This is a genomic window from Amycolatopsis decaplanina DSM 44594 (assembly GCF_000342005.1).
Lineage (GTDB): Bacteria > Actinomycetota > Actinomycetes > Mycobacteriales > Pseudonocardiaceae > Amycolatopsis > Amycolatopsis decaplanina.
Map to the genome: position 1 here is coordinate 421,284 of NZ_AOHO01000048.1, position 17,605 is coordinate 438,888.

Here is a 17,605-nt window from a genome sequence, read left to right on the forward strand (position 1 = left end):
GTAAGTGGCCACCTTGACCATGGCCAATCTGGAACAATTGGCCTTATGGAACCGCTGATCCCGCTGACTGGACGCGTTTCAGGTGCGAAATTGGCCATTTTGCTGGGGAGTTGGCGGCAGAGTGGTTCTCGACACGGTGCCGCGGATCTCGCGGCGGCCGTCGAACTGCTGGTCCTCGACGGCAGGCTGCCGCTCGGCACGAAACTCCCGGCCGAACGGGAGCTCGCCGACGCTTTGGACGTCAGCCGCACGCTCATCGGCGCCGCGCTGGACAAGCTGCGGGCCGACGGCCTGGTCGCCAGCCGACGCGGGGCCGGCTCCTGGATCGCGTCTCCCGGCGGCCGGGGCAGGGAAGCGATCCTGCCGACCGGCGAGGACCTCATCGACCTCGCCCAGGCCTGCCCGCCCGCCATTCCCGGCCTGGTCCCGGCGGTGGACGCCGCGCGGAAGGCGCTGGTGGACCACCTCGGCGAGAACGGCTACCACGTGCGTGGCCTGCGGATCCTGCGTGAGCGGATCGCCCGCCGCTACACCGAACGCGGGCTGCCGACCAACGCCGGCCAGGTGATGGTCACCAACGGCGCGCACCACGCTTTCGTGCAGGTCCTGCGGATGCTGGCCGGCCCCGGTGACCGGGTGCTGGTCGAGCAGCCGACGTACCCGAACTCGCTGGAAGCCATCGGCGCCGCGCACGCCATCGGAGTACCGGTGCCCTTGGACCCGGCCACCGGATGGGACATCGTCGGGATCGAGGCCGCGCTGCGGCAATCCGCGCCGAGGCTCGCATACTTCGTCGCGGACTTCCAGAACCCGACCGGCCTGCGTCTGGACGCCGACGGCCGGGAGCGGCTCGCGGCCGCGCTGGGCCGCGCGCGGACCCCGGCGATCATCGACGAGACGCTGGTCGAACTGGACCTCGAAGGCGATCCGGTCGACGGGCCGCCTCCGCTGGGCGCGTTCATGGGCGATCTCGGCATCACGATCGGCTCGGCGTCCAAATCGCATTGGGCGGGGCTGCGGCTCGGCTGGATCCGCGCCTCCGAGGACGTCATCGGCAGGCTGATCGCGGCCCGGTTCGCCGTCGACCTGGGGTCGCCGGTCTTCGAGCAACTCGTCCTCGCCGAACTGCTCGACGACGGCGGGGCCGCGCTGGCGCACCGCCGCCAGGAGACGCTGGCCTTGCGCGACGCGCTGACCGGGGCGCTGAACTGGTACTGCCCGGAGTGGACGTTCACCGTGCCGCCCGGCGGGCTTTCGCTGTGGTGCCGTCTGCCGGAGCCGATGAGCACGCGGTTGGCCGTCGCGGCGGCGGGACACGGGGTGCAGGTGGCGCCGGGCTCGCGGTTCGGTGTCCACGGTGGACTGGAGCGCTGGCTGCGGCTGCCGTACGCGCTTCCGGCCGAGAGGCTCTTCGAGGCCGTGCGACGACTGGGCGCGGCCGCCGCTTCGGTGGCCGCGACCCCCGCCACGGTCGCCCCTGTGGCCGTTCAGGTCACCTGACCCCCGCAATTCGTCACCTACTTGCGTGGGAGGAAGAGCGCAAGTAGGTGACGAATTGCGGGTCCGGAAACGGAAATAGCCGGTGCGCCGGCGGGGCGGCCGATGCTCCAGGGAGGGCATCGGCGCCGCACGACCAGCGCACCGGCTATCCGGCCCGCCCCGAGGTCGAAACCTCGTCGGCGGGCACCGCGGCGGTTACCCGGCACAGCCCCTCGACGTGCCGGGAACCGCCCGCGGTTCAGGCGGACTTCGAGCTTGGCCGGCTCCTGCTCGGCGCGGTGAGCAGAAGCCCCCGAAGTCCACCCGTGCTGGTCCCGGCGCCGCAGGGGCAGCGCGGCGCCGGGGCCGGGATCCGAACCGGCCGGGCGCGGTCGGCCGTTCGGGAAGACAAAGGGGATGCCTGAACAGAGGGGCAGGCGGAAAAGCGGCTTGTGCCAGAGGATTCAGAAGACGTCGAAACCCGAAGTTGATCTTGGTTTGGACGTGGCTCTCCCCGGCGACCCGGTCAGGTCAGTCGGGGGAGGTGGCGGGAAGCGCGGCTTCCCGGCCGGTGCGCTCGCCTTCGTGGTCGCAGCCGGTTCCGATGAGCTTCAGCTGCGTGGCGGGCATTCCGGAGTCGAGCACGGCGAGCGGCCCGCGGCCGCCGCCGGAGTGGTCGTGGCCCGGCTGGGCGGTCGTCGTGGGCGCGACCGGCGCCACCGGGGTGTTCGGCAGGCCACCGCCGCCGCCCGAGCCGCCGCCGTCCGGGGACGCGTGCGTGGCGGATCCGGCGTGCGCGGCCGGAGCGGGCTGGGCGTCGTACTTGACCCGGACGGGCAGCGTGACGCGGTGGTTCTGGCTTGCCGCCGCCGGAACGGGGCTCTCGGCGGGGACGAGCGGACGCGGGTCCGGGATGGCGGGCGCGGGCGCGTTCTGCGTCGCGGCCTTGGCCGGGACGGCGATGGTGACCGAGCCGCTCGCCGACTCGCCCGAGCCGCCGCCGAAGACGGGGTCGAGCATGTCGCCGGTGCCCGGCAGGATCCCCGGGGTACCGGCGCCGCAGCACGGATTCGGCGTGATGATCGGCGTGACGACCTGGTCGCCGATTCCGCCGACGACCCCGCCGACGGTTTGGACGACGCCGCCGACCGTGTTCGTGACGATGTTCAGCACGCCGCCGATGAGGCCGCCCAGCAAACCGTCGGACGCCTGAGGCTTCGCGGTCTTGGTTTCCGGCTCCGGAGAAGAGGTCTTCTCGACGGAACTCGCGCTCGAAACGGCCTCTTCCTCCACAGTGGCCTCAGGCTCCTCGCTCGAAACGGGAGCGGGCTCTTCTTGAGAGGACCCAGCCTTCGGAGTTTCGGAGGTTTCGGAGGGTTTCGTGGTCTCGGCCGCGGCGGAGTCCGAAGTGGACTCTTTTGGAGTAGTCGCTTTCCCGGCCCCGGCTTCATCCGAAGGCAGGACCACGGAGGTCTCCGGCGTCACCGGGGTCTGTTCGTCGGCCGAAGCCGGGGTGCTCAGGACGGCGCCGAGGATCCAGCCGGTGAGCGCGAGCCCGCCCGCGAAAAGAATTCGCGTACAGGTTTTCGGGGCCGTGAGGCCGCGACGGCGCACGACTGCCGCACCACTCACAGCAATCACCACCGTCCGCGCCTGAAACCCACGTGTTCCGCGTGAGTTCGATCTTGCTTGGGGTCTCTTCCGGTCAGGTCGCAGTTCCCCCGGGGCTGCACCAGTTCTAGCACCGGAAGGGAGTGTTTCACCTCAGCCGCCGCCGATCCAGCCCGTTAGGCGGAACGACGCAACCGGCTCCGGTGCACGGAGTACCGAAGTTGATCACTCTCGGTATGTGCCCGGCGGCCATCCGAGGACGGGTGGAACTACTCAAATCCTTGGTGACCTGACCTTTTCCGGATCCCTGCTGCGGTGCGTGCCGTCGAAGTCGCGTTCGGTGATCGGCGCGGCGGACGCGAGCCGCCGGAGAGGAGAGTCCGGGATGTGGGACGTGAACGCGGTGTCGGCGGCGGTGTTCAAGGCGCTGAAGGCCTACCGGCTGAGCGATGCCGACGCCAGGGACGTCTGTCAGGACGCCTGGCTGGAACTGCTTCGCGCGCCTGGCGCGCTACGTGACGAAGCGAAGGTCGGGGCTTGGCTGACGACCACCGCGCGGCGCCGCGCGCTCCGGATGATCGCCAGGAACAGGCGCGAAACGCCGCGTCCGCTCCCCGGTCCGGAGACGACCCCGGAGGCCGAGGTCGTCCGCGCCGAACGTGACCGCGCGCTCTGGGCCGCGGTCGATCGCCTGCCGGACTCGCATCGACGGCTGATGCGGCTCCTCGCGCACCGGCCGGAGCTGTCCTACGTCCAGCTCGCGGGGGAACTGGGCATCAGTCCGGCCAGTGTCGGCAGGGTGCGAAGACGGTGTCTGGACCGGCTCAGACGGGCGCTCGAGAAGGGTGGCTGGGCCTGAGCGCCGTCGAGGACATCGGACGAGTCACCGGAGTTTGCGCAATCGGGTGACCGCTTCGTCGATGACCTCATTGCGTTTGCAGAACGCGAAACGCAGGAGGTGTTTCCACTCTTCCGGGTGATCGGTGAACACCTTTACGGGCACGGCCGCCACGCCCACCCGTTCGGGGAGCTCCCAGGCCAGTTCCGAGGCGTCTTCGAAGCCGAGCGGCCGGACGTCGACGCAGACGAAGTACGTCCCGGCGGTCGGCCGGACCGCGAACCCCGCCTCCGCGAGACCCGCCGCGAGCCGGTCCCGTTTGTCCTGAAGGCTCGTGCGCAGGTTCTCGGCCCACGGCAGTTCGTGGTCCAGCGCGTGGGCGACGGCCGGCTGGAACGGGCCGCCGGAGACGAAGGTGATGAACTGCTTCGCCGCCTTCACCGCCGCGACCAGTTCAGGGCTCGCGCAGACCCAGCCGATCTTCCAGCCGGTGCAGTTGAACGTCTTGCCCGCGCTGGAGATCGAGACGGTCCGCTCGCGCATGCCGGGCAGTGTCGCGAGGGGAATGTGCTCCGCGTCGTCGAACACCAGGTGCTCGTACACCTCGTCGGTGATCGCGATCAGGTCGTTTTCCACACAGAGCGCGGCGACGGCTTCCAGTTCGGCGCGCGTGAACACCGTGCCGGTCGGGTTGTGCGGCGAGTTGATCAGGATCGCCCTGGTCCGGCCGGACACCGCGGCGCGCAGGCCCTCGACGTCCAGCGCGAACCGGCCGTCGCGTTCCACCAGCCCGACGACACGTCGCTCCGCTCCCGCCATGGCGACCGCGGCCGCGTAAGAGTCGTAGTACGGCTCGATGACGACGACCTCGTCACCCGCCTGCGTCAGCGCGATCAGCGACGCCGCGATGGCCTCGGTGGCGCCGGCGGTGACCAGGATCTCCGTGTCGGGGTCGTACTCGGCGCCGTAGCGGAGACGATGCCGCGCGATCGCCGCGCGCAGCTCAGGCCGTCCCGGACCCGGCGGGTACTGGTTCGCACCCCCGAACAGCGCGTTCTTGGCGGCGTCGAGCATTCCGGCAGGCCCGTCGGTGTCGGGGAAACCCTGGCCGAGGTTGACGGCTTCGTGGCGGACGGCCAGTGCCGTCATCTCCGCGAAGATGGTCGACGTGAAGGGCTGGAGGCGGGGTACGAGGACAGGTTCGCGCACGATCAGCCATCCTCACGGACAATGGCGGTGTGGAGCAACTGACGCCCGCCAAGGTGACCCCAGCCGATCCGCCCGGTGGAACCGCCGCCGAGGAGGAGAAGCGCCGCGGCCTGCGCAAGATGAAGACGGTCGCGCTGTCGTTCCTGCTCGGCGCGACGGTGATCTTCCTGCTGACCAGCTGGGCCGAGGCCGCGGGCTGGCCCGCCTGGGTCGGCTACGTCCGCGCCGCCGCCGAAGCCGGGATGGTCGGCGCGCTCGCCGACTGGTTCGCGGTGACGGCGCTGTTCCGGCATCCGCTGCGGATCAAGATCCCGCACACCGCGATCATCCCGAACAAGAAGGACGCGCTGGGCAGCAGCCTCGGTGACTTCGTCGGCTCGAACTTCCTGTCCGAGTCCGTGGTCCGCGAGAAACTGAGCCGTGTCGAGGTGTCGAAGCGGCTCGGCGGCTGGCTCTCACAGCCGCGGAACGCCGAACGCGTGACGTCCGAACTGGCCACCGTCGTGCGGGCGGCGGTCAAGGTGCTCCGCGACGAAGACGTCCAGGCGATCATGGAACAGGCCGTGGTCAAGCGGATCGTGGACAGGCCTTGGGGTCCGCCGCTCGGCAAGATCCTGGAAGGCGTGTTCGCCGACGGGGCGCACCACAAGCTGGTGGACCTGATGTGCGACCGCGCCTACGAATGGGTGCGGGACAACCACACGACGATGTTGCGGGTGGTCTCGGACCGGGCGCCGAGCTGGTCGCCGAAGTTCGTCGACGAGATGCTCGCGGACAAGGTCTACGGCGAGGTGCTGTCGTTCGTGTGGGCCGTGAAGACCGATGTCAACCACCCCATGCGGCTGGCGCTGGACAAGTTCCTCGGTGAGTTCGCCCAGGACCTGCAGACCGACCCCGAGGTGATGGCGCGCGCCGAGCAGGTCAAATCCCAGATGCTGGGGCACGACGAGGTGCAGAAGCTGATCGGCTCGGCGTGGGCGACGGCGAAGGAGATGCTGCTCAACGCCGCCGAGGACCCCTCGAGCGAGCTGCGGCGCCGCGTGCGCACCGGACTGGAAACCCTCGGCGGGCGGCTGGTCTCGGACGATCACATCCGGTCCAAAGTGGACACCTGGGTGGAGGGCGCGGCGGCCTATCTGGTCACGCACTACTCCAAGGAGATCACCACGATCATCACCGACACCGTGGAGCGCTGGGACGCCGAGGAGACCTCGCGCAAGATCGAGCTCCAGGTCGGCCGGGATCTGCAGTTCATCCGGATCAACGGCACGGTGGTCGGCGCGCTGGCCGGGCTGGTCATCTACACGGTCGCGCAGCTGCTCTTCTGAACGGCGGTGCGTATACCACACTTCGGAGGCTGCACCTGGAGTTGTCCACAGGAAGTGGAGTCATCCCCAGGGTTATCCACAGCTTTTCACGTCTTTGGCCTAACGGTGTGCACAACCCCTGGGGGTAACTCGGGGGTGGGTGGCCCCAGAAGTTGTGGTCGCGCGGGTCCGGTGGGTCACGATGCCTGCCGGATCTCGCGTGCTTGGAGGCGGATCTCGCGTGGTTGGGGACGTCACGGCTCCAAGCACGCGAGATCCGCCTCCAAGCACGCGTGTGACGGGTCCAGGCACGCGCGTCCCGCCGCTCAGGTGGAGACGTCCGCTGTCCGTGCCCGCCAGGCCCGCGCCTTCTCCCGGTTCCCGCAGGCCCGCATCGAGCACCACGTCCTCGACCGGTTCCGCGATTCGTCGCGGAAAGCCCAAAGGCAGTCGTCCGCCGGGCAGATCTTGAGCCGGATCCATTCGCCGAGCACGCTCAGCCGGGTCGAGGCCGCCAGCACCGCCTCGCAGACCGTCTCCGCGACCAGGAGCGGGCCTTCCGGGCCGAGGACGATCTCCGCCGGCGCGCGCAGGCCGAGCCGGGGGAGGCGCGGGTCGCCGATCGCGGCCCGCAGCGCGTCCCGGGTTTCGCGCGCGGCCGCGGGGGTATCCGCGCGCAGCCGGTGATCGCGGGCCCAGCGTTGCCAGGACTCCAGATCGTCCAGGAGGTCGGTGCCGCGTTCGACGTTCACCGTGTTCAGAAACTCGACCACCAGGGACGCGTCGGTGTTCACCTCGCCCAGTGTACGGGCGAGACCTGTTGTCATCGGCTCCGATAACCCTCATAATCGTTTCACTGGTTACTCGATCATCGTGGAGGCTGAACCATGGGTGCGGTACCGACCTTCGGCGCGGTGGCCCTCGACTGCCCGGATCCGGTCGCGCTGGCGGAGTTCTACCGCGAGCTGCTCGACTGGAAGGCGGCCGAAGTCGCCGAAGACGGCCATTGGGTGACCCTGCGGAACCCGGAGGGCGGCGCGCGGTTCTCGTTCCAGCGCGTGCCGGACTACCGGCCGCCCGCGTGGCCGTCCGCCGAGAACCCGCAGCAGGCACACGTCGATCTCGACGTCACCGACATGGAAGCGGCTCACGAGCGCGCGCTGGCCATCGGCGCGAAGCTGCTCGACGACTCTCCGGAGGCCTTCCGGGTGTACGCGGATCCGGCCGGACACCCGTTTTGCCTGTGCGCCTGCTGACCTCGCGGGCGAAAAATGCGTAACCTCTGATACGTGATTTGTCCGAAGTGCCAGAACGCCATGAAGACCGTCGACAAGAACGGCATCCACATCGACCAGTGCCAGGGATGCCGCGGCATCTTCCTGGACAGGGGTGAGCTGGAAGCCATCACCAGCGCCGAGAGCTCGTACTACGGCGGGCACCAGCCTCCGCCGTATCAGGGAGGCGGGCACGCGCCGGCGCCACACTACGGCCGTCCGGACTCCCCGCGGCCGCATCGCGGCGGGTACGCCGATTCGCCGAAGGGCTACCGGGGTGGGTACGCCGACTCGCCCAAGGGGTACCGCGGCGGGTACGCCGACTCCCCGCACGGATACGGCCACAAGCGTCGCAAGGGTGGCTTCCTCGAGGGCCTCTTCGACTGACCGTGGTCCTCGATCTCAAGATCTGCCCGGCCTGCGGCGATCGCGCCGAACGGCCACGAGTCGAGAGCGGGCTGCTGGTGTGCGCGGTATGCGCGCACCGGTGGCCGTTCCGGCGGCTGCCGCTGTTCGCGCTGACCGGGCCGAGTGGCGCCGGTAAGTCGACGGTCGGGCCGCGGCTGGCGGAACGGCTCGGCGACCTCGCGCTCGTGGTCGAGCAGGACGTGTTGTGGACCGGGGCATTGCGTGACGACGTCCCCGGCCATCCCGCGTTCCGCTCCACCTGGTTGCGGATGGCGGCGATGCTGCACCAGAACGGGCGGCCGGTCGTGCTCTGCGGCACCGTCGCGCCGCCCGAGTTCGAGCGGCTGCCCGAGCGCGTCTTCTTCTCCGGCATCCACTACCTGGCGCTCGTCAGCGAGCCCGACGCGCTACGCAAGCGTTTGCTCGCGCGGCCCGCCTGGCGCGAGTGGGACGAGGAGCGCGTCGAAGAGATGCTGGAGTTCAACGAGTGGCTGCAAGCGGAAGCGCCTTCGATGGATCCGCCGGTCGAGTTGTTCGACACCACCCGCATCCCGGTGGACGACGCCGTCGATCACGTCGAGAAGTGGGTGCGAGGCCTGCTTTCAGGGACGCAGCGGCCAAGTGCGGCCGTCGGGTGAATCCAGCCAGATCACCTGATCCTCACCGTCCAGGCTGAGCCCGAACCGGTCGCGGCCAGGCTCGCCGAGTCCAAGCCACTCCTCGTACGCGGCTTCGACGATCTCCCACAGCCGCCGCGGGCCGCCTTCGGCCACTTCGAACGCGCTGCCCGCCTGCCGATGTCGCATCCATGAGCCGTCCGGATGGGCCAGCCTGGTGCTCTGGCCTTCTCGCGAGGCCGTCACGCCCGGGAGATGGAGCCCGGCGAAGAACTCGAAGCGGCTTCGGACTTCGGTGAGCACTTCCATCGGCAGCCGGGCCGGCCGCCAGGCGACGTCGTCGTCCGGCACCTTCGACTGCTTGAACCGGTGCGCGCGTAGCGGCATGAAGCGACCGTCGCGGGCGAGCACCCGCCCGTGTCCCGTCGCGCCTTCACCCGCGACGATCCGGACGAGCCCGCCACCGATCGGCCGGTTCAGCGTGGTGACGATCAGCCCGCCCGGCACGGTCTGCTCCAGCCACGCTGGCGGGATCGACGACACCGAGCACGTGCAGATCACCCGGTCGTAGAGCACGCCCGCCGGGAATCCTTCGGCGCCGTCGGCCGCCGCGCACGAAGGCGCGTACCCGATCTCCGCGAGCCGCTCGCGTGCGGCGCCGACCAGCTCCGGGTCGATGTCCACTGTGTACACGAGCCCGGAACCGAGCCGATGGCACAGCAGGGCGGTGTTGTAGCCGGTGCCCGTGCCGATCTCGAGTACGCGATGCCCGTCGGCGACCCGCAGCTCTTCGAGCATGATCGCCATGATCGACGGCTGGCTGGACGAACTCGTCGGCGTTCCCGGCTGCGCGCCGAGATACCGCGCCCGTTCCCAGAGCCCGGAATCGTCGTCGAGCTGGATGACCAGAACGCCGGGGGAGTAGACGCGCCTGAGCCACTCGTCGTCGCCGTTGTCGATCGCGGCCCAGCCGTTCGGCGCCGGGACGAAGAACCGCGGCAGGAAGACGTGTCTCGGCACGGAGCGGAACGCGGTCATCCAGCGCGCGTCGTGCAGTACGCCCTCGGCGAGCAGATGCTCGACGAGGCGCCGCCGCAGCCGCGTCGCGTTCGACATCCCTTCACCGTAGCCGGGTGAGCACCAACACACCCGATGGTTGCAAGCAGAGTGCTTGCAATTGCTAGCACTCGCGCGTAGCGTCGAAGACGTCGCGAGGAGGTGACCGATGTCAGACACCGACCGGGATCAGCCCACATCGGGCGGACCGATGGAGAAGGTCGCGGACATCGCTTCCGACATCGGTGAGTACATCCGCCAGCAGCGCAGCAACGCGAAGATCTCCTTGCGGCAGCTGTCGAAACTCGCCGGCGTGTCCAATCCGTACCTGAGCCAGATCGAGCGCGGGGTCCGCAAGCCCAGCGCGGAGATCCTGCAGCAGATCGCCAAGGGCCTGCGAATCTCGGCCGAGGCGCTCTACGTGCAAGCGGGAATCCTCGATCTGCCCACGGGCGGCCCGGTCGGCGACGCGATCCGCGCCGACACCGAGCTGACCGAACGGCAGAAGCAGGTCCTGCTCGACGTCTACGAATCGTTCCGCCGCGAGAACGCCGCCGCGAAACCAGTGCAGGCGGCCCAGGCGAAAACCGAAAACCCAGCCGCCGAATCCAAGGAGTCAGCATGACCACGGCCACCAAGACCGAACGCAAGCACACCGCCCTCGACCAGGTCCGCACCCCGCTGCTGGCCGCCCTCGGCGCCGGCAACCTGGCCGGCCAGGCCGTCGTCGACGCCGTGTCGAAGGCCAAGGAGAAGGTCGTCGAGGGCAGCGAGAGCGCCCGCAAGAACATCGAAGAGCTCCCGCACGACGTCGAGGGTCTCCGCGAGAAGCTGGACCCGGCCGAGCTGCGCAAGGTCATCGACGAGTACACCGAGGCCGCGCTGAAGCTGTACAACAAGCTGGCCGAGTCCGGTGAGCAGGCGTGGGACAAGATCGCCGCGCAGCCGCAGGTCAAGAAGGCCATCGAGCAGCTCGAGGACGCCCTGAGCACCGCGCAGGACCGCGTCGAGGACGCGACCACCGAGGCCCGTGAGCGCATCGACACCGTGCTCGGCAAGGTCACCAAGGGCACCCGCTCGGCGGGCGAGAAGACCGCCCGCAAGGTGACCGAGGTCGCCGGCGAGATCGCCGACGAGGTCGAGGAGATCGGTGACGACCTCGCGCACGAGACCCGCTCGGCTTCGCGCAAGGTCGCCAACAAGACCGCGCCGAAGACCACGACCACCGCGCGCCGCGCCACCTCCGGCCCGGCCGCCAAGAAGCCGGCCACCGCGCCGAAGACCACCGAGAAGTAAAGGTCCGCGTGAACTCTCGGCCCCCTGGCACCCGCTTCGGTGCCAGGGGGCCGGGGTATTCGCCCGGTTTGACGTAAGCTGAGTTCGTGTTCGTTGCCACCTGGATCCTCATCGCCATCCATTGGGGCGGCGCGCTGACGGGGCTGTTCGCTTTCGTGCACGCGCTGTTGCAGCGCGCGGACGCGTATTCGGCCGCCGATCGGAAGACCAAGCCCATCTGGATGCTCATCACCGGTGGTGCCACCGTGGTGCTGACCTTCTTCCAGTTCTACGGCGGCGGCATGATCCTGTGGCTGCCCGCACTGGTCGCGGTCCTGGTCTACCTCGTGGACGTCCGCCCGAAGCTCATCGAGGTCCAGCGCGGCGGCCGCAACTGGTGACTATCGTGGCGGCGTGACCACCTGGACCATCGCCGGAAGCCTCACCGTCGTCCCCGCCCTCTCCCGTACGGACCTGCTCGCCGAGCCCGTCGCCAAGGCACTCGCCGCCCTGCCCGATCCGGACGCCGTCGGTGTCGTCGAGATCGACGCCGAACTGGCCGACACAGCCGCGTTCTGCGAGGCATACGGCTCACCGCTTTCCGCGTCCGCGAACTGCGTCGTCGTCGCGGGCAAACGCGCCGGCGAGGTCCGCTTCGCCGCCGCGATGATCCTCGCCACCACCCGCGCCGACGTGAACGGCGTGATCAAGCGCCGTCTCGACGTCCGCAAGGCCTCCTTCGCCCCGATGGACGAGGCTGTCTCGCTCACCGGCATGGAGTACGGCGGCATCACGCCGGTCGGTCTGCCCGAGGCGTGGCCGATCCTGATCGACCAGCGTGTCGCGGACGAACCCGAACTGGTCATCGGCAGTGGCATCCGCGGCGGCAAGCTGCTGATCCCGGGCCCGGTCCTCGCGTCCCTGCCGGGTGCCGAGGTGATCGACGGGCTCGCGCGTCCCGTCGAGTGAGGCTGTCCACAAAGGACTTCGCTCTGGATTCCGCCTTCGAGGCAGGGCTCCTCGAGATCGATCCGGCGTTGCTGGCGAGGCTCGGCGAGAACCGCGCCCGTGTCCTCGCCGCGCTGACCGAGCGCCCCGTCTATGGGGTGAACACCGGCATGGGGCGGCTCGCGGGGGTCGCTTCGCCCGCATCGAGCGCGCACCAGCGGAACCTGCTGATCGGCCGTGCCGTCGGCGGCCCGCCCTGGCTCTCGGCCGAAGAAGTGCGTTGGCTTCTGCTGGTGCGCCTGCGGGATCTGCTCGCGCCCGAGGCGGGTGCGAGTCCGGAGCTGGTGACGTTCGTCGTCGACCGGCTGAACGAGGGGTTCACCCCTGCCGTGCCGAGGACGGGACTGGGCAGCGCCGGCGAGATCATCCCGCTGGCGCACGCGTTCCAGACCTTCCTCGGTGTCGGGACCGTGCTGGTGGACGGCGTCGAGACACCCGCGTCGGAGGTGCTGGCGAAGCCGTACGAGCCGGGCCTCAAGGAAGGTGCGACCCTCATCCAGGGCTCGCCACTGGCCGAGACGCTCGCCGCCTTCGCGCTCACCGAGGTCCGCGGGCTCGTGGACCTGCAGACGCTGGCCGCGGCGATCGCGATCGACGTCCTCGGCGCCCCGCGAGCGGTCTATCGTCCTTCGCTGGCCGGAGACGATCAGGTTCTCCGTTCGGTCCTCCTCGAGGTGAGCGGGCTGATCCAGGGCTCTGTCGAGCGGCCGGAGGTCGTGCAGGCGCCCGTTTCCGTGCGGGTCGCGCCGCGCGCGATCGCCCATCTGACGCGGGTCGCCGCCGAACTGGACGAGGTGCTCGGGCGTTCGGCGCCGACCGACTCGCCGGTGTTCCTGGACGGTGAATTCGTTTCCACGGCAGGCTTCCACGCCGTCGAACTCGGGTTGCGGATGGACGCGGTGACGGCGACGCTGGTGCATCTCGGCGAGGTGAGCGTCCAGCGGACGCACCGGTTGCTGGACGAGCGGTTCAGCGGGTTGCCCGCGCAACTGACGCCCGCGCCGGGGCCGCAGGCGGGACTGGTGCCGTTGCACAAACGCGCGGTGGGGGAACTGCACGCGCTGCGGCGCCTGGCCGCACCGGCGACGTTGGGTTCCGTCGACACGTCCGCGGGGCAGGAGGACGTGCAGGCGTTCGCCTGGGCGGCGGGGAATCAGCTCCGGGACGCTTGTGCGCGGATGTTCGCCATCACGGCGTGCGAGCTGATCACGGGTTCGCAGGCGCGGTGGCTGGCGTCCGGGGACGGGGCGCCCGGGCTGCGGGCGGCCTACGGGCGGCTGCGGGAGCTGGTGCCCCCTGTCGAGGTGGACCGGTCGCTGGGACCGGAGGTGGCGGCTTTGGTTTCGGCGCTCAGGAACGGGTTTCCGCGCGGGACTGGATCGCCAGCCCGCGTGGAGTCACCCAGCGCGTGACGAGTGCGAAGACTCCTTCGCACACCAAAGCCAGTACGACGACCGCGATGCCGCCCGCCAGGATTTCTCCGTGGCCGGGATCCCCCAGTGCGAAACCGTCCACAATGTACCGTCCGAGCCCGCCGCCGTCGTTGACGATCGCGCCGATCGCGACGGTCGCCACCAGTTGCAGGAAGGCGACGCGAGCACCCGCGAGGATGACCGGTGACGCGAGCGGCAACTCCAGGCGCAGCATGATCTGCCACTCGCGGTGACCGGTTCCGCGCGCGGCGTCCACGGTTTCCTGCTCCAGCTGGACGACGCCCGCGTAGGTGTTCGTGAACAACGGCGGCAGCGCCAAGGCCACCAGCGCGAGCATCAGTGGCCAGAACGTCGTGTCGGCTTCGAGCCGGGAAGCCAGGAACCAGAACAGGATCACCAGCCCGAAGCTCGGGATCGCGCGGCCGATGTTCACCACGCTCGTGGCCAGGAACTGCGCGCGGCGGTAATGCGCCAGCCACAACGCGGGCGGGATCGTCAGCACGGCCGAGATCGCCAGCGCCAGCAAGGAGAACTGAAGGTGCTCGACCGTCCGGTACGGCACGCCCGCCGGATCGGTCCAGCTCCAGCGGTTCGGTTCGCCGAACCACTCGATGGTCTGGTCGATGATGCTCATCGCGACGCCGCCTTCCGCGACCACGGCGCGAGCGCGCGCCCACCGAGCCACAGCACCAGATCCACCACCACGGCCAGTACCACGGAAAGCCCGACACCGACGATGATCGAAGTCGGATTCGGCGTCGCGGTCTGGATCCCGTTGCGGATGAAGTACCCCAGACCACCCTTGCCGAGCATGGAAGTCACCGTCACGAGCCCGATCGTGGTCACCGCCGCGACCCGCAGGCCCGCGATCACCACCGGCAGCGCGAGCGGGAGTTCGACCTGCCACAGCAATCGCGAACGCGTGAAACCCATGCCTATCGCGGCTTCGCGGACTTCCTTGGGCACTTGTTCGACACCGGTGACGATGTTGCGGATGAGGATCAACAACGTGTACGTGGCCAACGGGATCACCGCTGTGGTGAAGGACGTCAGGCCGGTGAAGGGCACCAGCACGGCGAAGGCGCCGAGGCTCGGGATGACGTACAACGAACCCGCCGCGCTCAGCGCGACGACGTAGAACCAACGGCGACGCAGCGAAACCACGGAAACACCGATCGATACCACCAGTCCGATGGCGAGCGCCGCCGCGGTCAGCGTGATGTGCTCACCGAGCCGCTCGAAGATCTCGTCGAGGTTGCGGTCCACCCACCGCCACTCGAAGAGCGGCCGTCCGCCCTGGGCGTGAACGGGGAAGACGGAGGATGCTCGCACCGGCCGACCTTACCCCGATCGGGCGGCGGATTCCGTTCTCTGGGAGCACAAGGGGCGCAACTCTCAAAATGTGGATTCTGTCGTGACCCGGAGATACTGTCCATTCCCCTGAACGAGTCATAGGAGTGTGCACGTGCGCTGGACACGGAATGTTCGAGTGGGCGCGGTGCTCGCCGCCGCCGTCCTCGGTCTGACCGCCTGCGGGGGTGGCGGCGACGCGGCGGCCCCGGCCGCGCAGAGCAAGGGCGGGACGCCGATCGTGGTCGCCTCCTTCAACTTCACCGACAGCCTGATCCTCGCCGAGCTGTACGCGAACGCGTTGGAGGCCAAGGGCTATCCGATCACCCGCAAGCTGAACCTCGGTTCGCGCGAGCTGATCTACCCGGCGCTGAAGTCCGGCGAACTCCAGTTCGTCCCGGAGTACCAGGGCGCCGCTATAACCACCGGCTTCGGCAAGGAGGCCGCGAAGGACGCGGCGGGCGAGCACGAGCAGCTCAAGAAGTTGTTCGAGCCCGATGGCGTGGGCCTGCTGGACTACTCTCCGGCGGAGGACAAGAACACCTACATCGTGAAAGCCGACCTCGCCAAGGAGAAGGGTCTCGCGAAGATCAGCGACCTGTCCAAGGTCGACAACGTCATCGTCGCGGGCGGGCCGGAGTGCGAGAAGCGGCTTCCCTGCTTCAAGGGCTTCACGGACGTCTACAAGCTGAAGGCCACCTTCCAGACCGTGCAGGAGGCGGGCCCGCGCGTCGAACAACTGCGGTCCGGCAAGGTCACCGTCATCCCGGTCGACTCGGTGAGCCCGCTCGTCGGCGACCCGCAGTTCGTGGCGCTGGAGGACGATCTGGCCATCGTGCCGACCGAGAACGTCGTGCCCGCGGTGAACAAGAAGGTCCTCGACGAGCGCGGCGCCGACTTCGCGGCCGCCGTCAACGCCGTGAGCAAGGCCCTCGACACCGTGCAACTGCGTGAGCTGAACAAGCGCGTCGACTCGGACGGCGAGAAGCCTGGCGACGTCGCGAAGGACTGGCTGAAGGAGAAGTCCCTCATCTGACCCTGAAGTACATGAAGGCCCCCTTCCTTGTGCCTAGGTACAGGAAGGGGGCCTTCATGTACTTGCGCGAGGGGTCGCCCGCTCCGGCTGCGGGCGGCGGTGGAATCGTGGACGCTGTCTTGCAACACGGGTGAAAGGGAGTGGGATGGGAAAGGTCACGGCCATCGCGGAGCGCACCATCGAGGCGCCGGCGGACAAGGTCAGGGCGCTCGTCGCGGACTACGCCGAAACCCGGCCGAAGCTGCTGACAGAGCACTACCGCGACTATGAGGTCACCGAAGGCGGCGTCGGCGCGGGCACGAAGGCGCGCTGGAAGCTGCAGGCGACGTCGAAGCGTGTGCGTGACGTCGCCGCGACGGTGACCGAGCCGTCCGAAGGCACCCTTGTCGAGACCGACGCGAACTCCAGCATGATCACCACCTGGACCGTCCGCGAGGTGCCGGACGGCAGTCTCGTCCGCATCGAGACGACCTGGGACGGCGCGGGCGGCATCGGCGGCTTCTTCGAGAAGACCTTCGCGCCCGGTGGGCTCAAGCGGATCTACGAGGGAGTGCTCGGCAAGCTCGCCGAAGTCGTGTAGCGCTCACCACAATCGGAATGGTCGCCCCGGTTAGCCCGTTGTACCGGTCATGGATACGGGGCGATCGCCCCGCTTCGGCTACAGACTTTGGAGTTACCTCGTGAACGCAACCGAGATCCGGCTCGCCTCCCGTCCGCACGGTGTCCCGACGCTCGAGAACTTCGAGATCGCCGACGTCGAGATCCCGGTCCCGGGTGAAGGGGAGATCCTGGTCCGCAACCAGGTGCTGAGCGTGGATCCGTACATGCGCGGCCGGATGAGCAGCGCGAAGTCCTATGCCGAGCCGTACGAGGTCGGCAAGGTCATGCACGGCGGCGCCGTCGGTGAAGTGCTCGAGTCCACCGTGGACGATTTCGAGCCCGGCGACATCGTGCTGCACGGCCTCGGCTGGCGTTCGCACGCCGTCGTCGCCGCGAAGCACGCGGTGAAGGTCGACCCCGAGGCCGCGCCGGTCACGGCGTACCTCGGCGTCCTCGGCATGACCGGGCTCACCGCGTACGCCGGGCTGCTCGACGTCGCGGAGTTCAAGGAGGGCGACACCGTCTTCGTGTCCGGCGCGGCGGGAGCGGTCGGGTCCGTCGTCGGTCAGCTGGCGAAGCTGAAGGGCGCGAAGCGGGTCATCGGCAGCGCCGGCACGGACGACAAGGTCAAGTGGCTGACCGACGAGCTGGGCTTCGACGCGGCGTTCAACTACAAGGACGCCCCGGTGATCGAGCAGCTGCGCGCGGCGGCGCCCGAAGGCATCGACGTGTACTTCGACAACGTCGGCGGCGAGCACCTCGAAGCGGCCATCGACTCGATCAACCTGCACGGCCGGATGGCGATCTGCGGGATGATCTCGGTCTACAACAACACCGAACCGGCCGCGGCGCCGCGCAACCTCGCGTCGATCATCGCGAAGCGGTTCACCATGCGCGGCATGCTGGTCGGCGACCACTTCGCACTGCAGCCGCAGTTCGTCAAGGAGGTCGCGCCGCTCGTCGCCTCCGGTGAACTCAAGTACTCCGAGACCATTGTGGACGGTATCCGCAATGCGCCGCAGGCCTTCCTGGACCTGCTGGACGGGGCGAACACCGGCAAGATGCTGGTCCGCGTCTGACCCGTTCCCGCTGCAATGAAGGGGC

At 69.1% G+C, this 17,605-nt stretch carries 20 protein-coding genes; 14 read left to right on the forward strand and 6 right to left on the reverse strand.

Going from position 1 to position 17,605, the window contains the following annotated elements:
* The first annotated feature begins 45 nt into the window (after nt 1-45).
* Nucleotides 46-1,500: a MocR-like transcription factor YczR gene (gene yczR / locus H074_RS14645; protein WP_007030826.1), complete on the forward strand. Its 1,455-nt coding sequence runs from the start codon at nt 46-48 to the stop codon at nt 1,498-1,500.
* Nucleotides 1,501-2,010: 510 nt separating this feature from the next.
* On the opposite strand, the gene H074_RS14650 is transcribed toward yczR, so the two are convergent.
* Complete coding sequence (locus tag H074_RS14650; RefSeq protein ID WP_235096761.1) at nt 2,011-3,111, reverse strand: hypothetical protein; 1,101 nt, start codon at nt 3,109-3,111, stop codon at nt 2,011-2,013.
* Nucleotides 3,112-3,409: 298 nt separating this feature from the next.
* Here H074_RS14650 and H074_RS14655 point away from each other — a divergent pair, with 298 nt between their 5' ends.
* Entirely contained in the window at nt 3,410-3,949 is a 540-nt protein-coding gene (locus H074_RS14655) for a sigma-70 family RNA polymerase sigma factor (protein WP_235096762.1), read from the forward strand.
* Nucleotides 3,950-3,973: 24 nt separating this feature from the next.
* On the opposite strand, the gene H074_RS14660 is transcribed toward H074_RS14655, so the two are convergent.
* Nucleotides 3,974-5,137, reverse strand: coding sequence for a pyridoxal phosphate-dependent aminotransferase (locus tag H074_RS14660; protein ID WP_007030829.1), 1,164 nt, complete (start codon nt 5,135-5,137; stop codon nt 3,974-3,976).
* 29 nt (nt 5,138-5,166) lie between these two features.
* Between H074_RS14660 and H074_RS14665 the strand changes: the two genes are divergently transcribed.
* A complete protein-coding gene (locus H074_RS14665) occupies nt 5,167-6,465 on the forward strand; it encodes a DUF445 domain-containing protein (RefSeq protein ID WP_007030830.1) in 1,299 nt (432 codons plus the stop codon).
* 305 nt (nt 6,466-6,770) lie between these two features.
* On the opposite strand, the gene H074_RS14670 is transcribed toward H074_RS14665, so the two are convergent.
* The gene (locus H074_RS14670) at nt 6,771-7,271 is read right to left on the reverse strand and encodes a CGNR zinc finger domain-containing protein (protein WP_007030831.1); all 501 of its coding nucleotides are present in this window, start codon (nt 7,269-7,271) and stop codon (nt 6,771-6,773) included.
* 60 nt (nt 7,272-7,331) lie between these two features.
* Here H074_RS14670 and H074_RS14675 point away from each other — a divergent pair, with 60 nt between their 5' ends.
* From H074_RS14675 to H074_RS14685, 3 genes are read left to right on the forward strand one after another with little or no spacing between them, the layout of a single operon-like run.
* The gene (locus tag H074_RS14675) at nt 7,332-7,700 is read left to right on the forward strand and encodes a VOC family protein (RefSeq protein WP_007030832.1); all 369 of its coding nucleotides are present in this window, start codon (nt 7,332-7,334) and stop codon (nt 7,698-7,700) included.
* Between the two features lie 33 nt (nt 7,701-7,733).
* On the forward strand, nt 7,734-8,105 hold the full coding sequence (locus H074_RS14680) for a TFIIB-type zinc ribbon-containing protein (protein ID WP_083920419.1): 372 nt from the start codon (nt 7,734-7,736) through the stop codon (nt 8,103-8,105).
* A gap of 2 nt (nt 8,106-8,107) precedes the next feature.
* Nucleotides 8,108-8,764, forward strand: a complete 657-nt coding sequence (locus H074_RS14685) for a P-loop nucleotide/nucleoside kinase family protein (protein WP_007030834.1) — start codon at nt 8,108-8,110, stop codon at nt 8,762-8,764.
* Here the strand turns inward: H074_RS14685 and H074_RS14690 are convergent.
* Nucleotides 8,729-9,859 carry a methyltransferase domain-containing protein gene (locus H074_RS14690; RefSeq protein WP_007030835.1) on the reverse strand — a complete coding sequence of 377 codons (1,131 nt, stop codon included), beginning with the start codon at nt 9,857-9,859 and terminating at the stop codon, nt 8,729-8,731. The two genes, H074_RS14685 and H074_RS14690, sit on opposite strands and share 36 nt — an antisense overlap.
* A gap of 151 nt (nt 9,860-10,010) precedes the next feature.
* Here H074_RS14690 and H074_RS14695 point away from each other — a divergent pair, with 151 nt between their 5' ends.
* The 5 genes from H074_RS14695 (at nt 10,011) to H074_RS14715 (ending at nt 13,494) form a co-directional block, all read left to right on the forward strand.
* Nucleotides 10,011-10,424: a helix-turn-helix domain-containing protein gene (locus tag H074_RS14695; protein ID WP_051071942.1), complete on the forward strand. Its 414-nt coding sequence runs from the start codon at nt 10,011-10,013 to the stop codon at nt 10,422-10,424.
* Nucleotides 10,421-11,095, forward strand: a complete 675-nt coding sequence (locus tag H074_RS14700) for a hypothetical protein (RefSeq protein ID WP_007030837.1) — start codon at nt 10,421-10,423, stop codon at nt 11,093-11,095. Before H074_RS14695 ends, H074_RS14700 begins: the two co-directional genes overlap by 4 nt.
* 86 nt (nt 11,096-11,181) lie before the next feature.
* Entirely contained in the window at nt 11,182-11,475 is a 294-nt protein-coding gene (locus H074_RS14705; RefSeq protein ID WP_007030838.1) for a DUF2516 family protein, read from the forward strand.
* A gap of 13 nt (nt 11,476-11,488) precedes the next feature.
* Entirely contained in the window at nt 11,489-12,043 is a 555-nt protein-coding gene (locus tag H074_RS14710; protein WP_007030839.1) for a YbaK/EbsC family protein, read from the forward strand.
* Nucleotides 12,040-13,494, forward strand: a complete 1,455-nt coding sequence (locus tag H074_RS14715) for an aromatic amino acid lyase (RefSeq protein ID WP_007030840.1) — start codon at nt 12,040-12,042, stop codon at nt 13,492-13,494. The genes H074_RS14710 and H074_RS14715 overlap by 4 nt, the downstream gene beginning before the upstream one ends.
* Here H074_RS14715 and H074_RS14720 read toward each other — a convergent pair.
* Together H074_RS14720 and H074_RS14725 are read right to left on the reverse strand one after the other, a co-directional pair.
* Nucleotides 13,433-14,149: an ABC transporter permease gene (locus H074_RS14720; RefSeq protein WP_039922563.1), complete on the reverse strand. Its 717-nt coding sequence runs from the start codon at nt 14,147-14,149 to the stop codon at nt 13,433-13,435. The genes H074_RS14715 and H074_RS14720 overlap by 62 nt on opposite strands.
* Nucleotides 14,146-14,781: an ABC transporter permease gene (locus H074_RS14725; RefSeq protein WP_007030842.1), complete on the reverse strand. Its 636-nt coding sequence runs from the start codon at nt 14,779-14,781 to the stop codon at nt 14,146-14,148. The genes H074_RS14720 and H074_RS14725 overlap by 4 nt, the downstream gene beginning before the upstream one ends.
* Nucleotides 14,782-14,980: 199 nt before the next feature.
* On the opposite strand from H074_RS14725, the gene H074_RS14730 reads away from it, so the two are divergent.
* From H074_RS14730 to H074_RS14740, 3 genes are all read left to right on the forward strand, one after another.
* The gene (locus H074_RS14730; RefSeq protein ID WP_039922405.1) at nt 14,981-15,901 is read left to right on the forward strand and encodes an ABC transporter substrate-binding protein; all 921 of its coding nucleotides are present in this window, start codon (nt 14,981-14,983) and stop codon (nt 15,899-15,901) included.
* A gap of 145 nt (nt 15,902-16,046) precedes the next feature.
* Entirely contained in the window at nt 16,047-16,481 is a 435-nt protein-coding gene (locus H074_RS14735; protein WP_007030844.1) for an SRPBCC family protein, read from the forward strand.
* A 100-nt stretch (nt 16,482-16,581) separates the two neighbouring features.
* Nucleotides 16,582-17,580, forward strand: a complete 999-nt coding sequence (locus H074_RS14740) for an NADP-dependent oxidoreductase (protein ID WP_007030845.1) — start codon at nt 16,582-16,584, stop codon at nt 17,578-17,580.
* The last annotated feature ends 25 nt before the right edge of the window (nt 17,581-17,605 follow it).

Bases quoted from the DNA above. Each gene is read 5' to 3' on its own strand.
- yczR (WP_007030826.1), top strand. From the start codon at position 46: ATGGAACCGCTGATCCCGCTGACTGGACGCGTTTCAGGTGCGAAATTG.
- H074_RS14670 (WP_007030831.1), bottom strand. From the start codon at position 7,271: ATGACAACAGGTCTCGCCCGTACACTGGGCGAGGTGAACACCGACGCG.
- H074_RS14675 (WP_007030832.1), top strand. From the start codon at position 7,332: ATGGGTGCGGTACCGACCTTCGGCGCGGTGGCCCTCGACTGCCCGGAT.
- H074_RS14690 (WP_007030835.1), bottom strand. From the start codon at position 9,859: ATGTCGAACGCGACGCGGCTGCGGCGGCGCCTCGTCGAGCATCTGCTC.
- H074_RS14695 (WP_051071942.1), top strand. From the start codon at position 10,011: ATGGAGAAGGTCGCGGACATCGCTTCCGACATCGGTGAGTACATCCGC.
- H074_RS14700 (WP_007030837.1), top strand. From the start codon at position 10,421: ATGACCACGGCCACCAAGACCGAACGCAAGCACACCGCCCTCGACCAG.
- H074_RS14720 (WP_039922563.1), bottom strand. From the start codon at position 14,149: ATGAGCATCATCGACCAGACCATCGAGTGGTTCGGCGAACCGAACCGC.
- H074_RS14735 (WP_007030844.1), top strand. From the start codon at position 16,047: ATGGGAAAGGTCACGGCCATCGCGGAGCGCACCATCGAGGCGCCGGCG.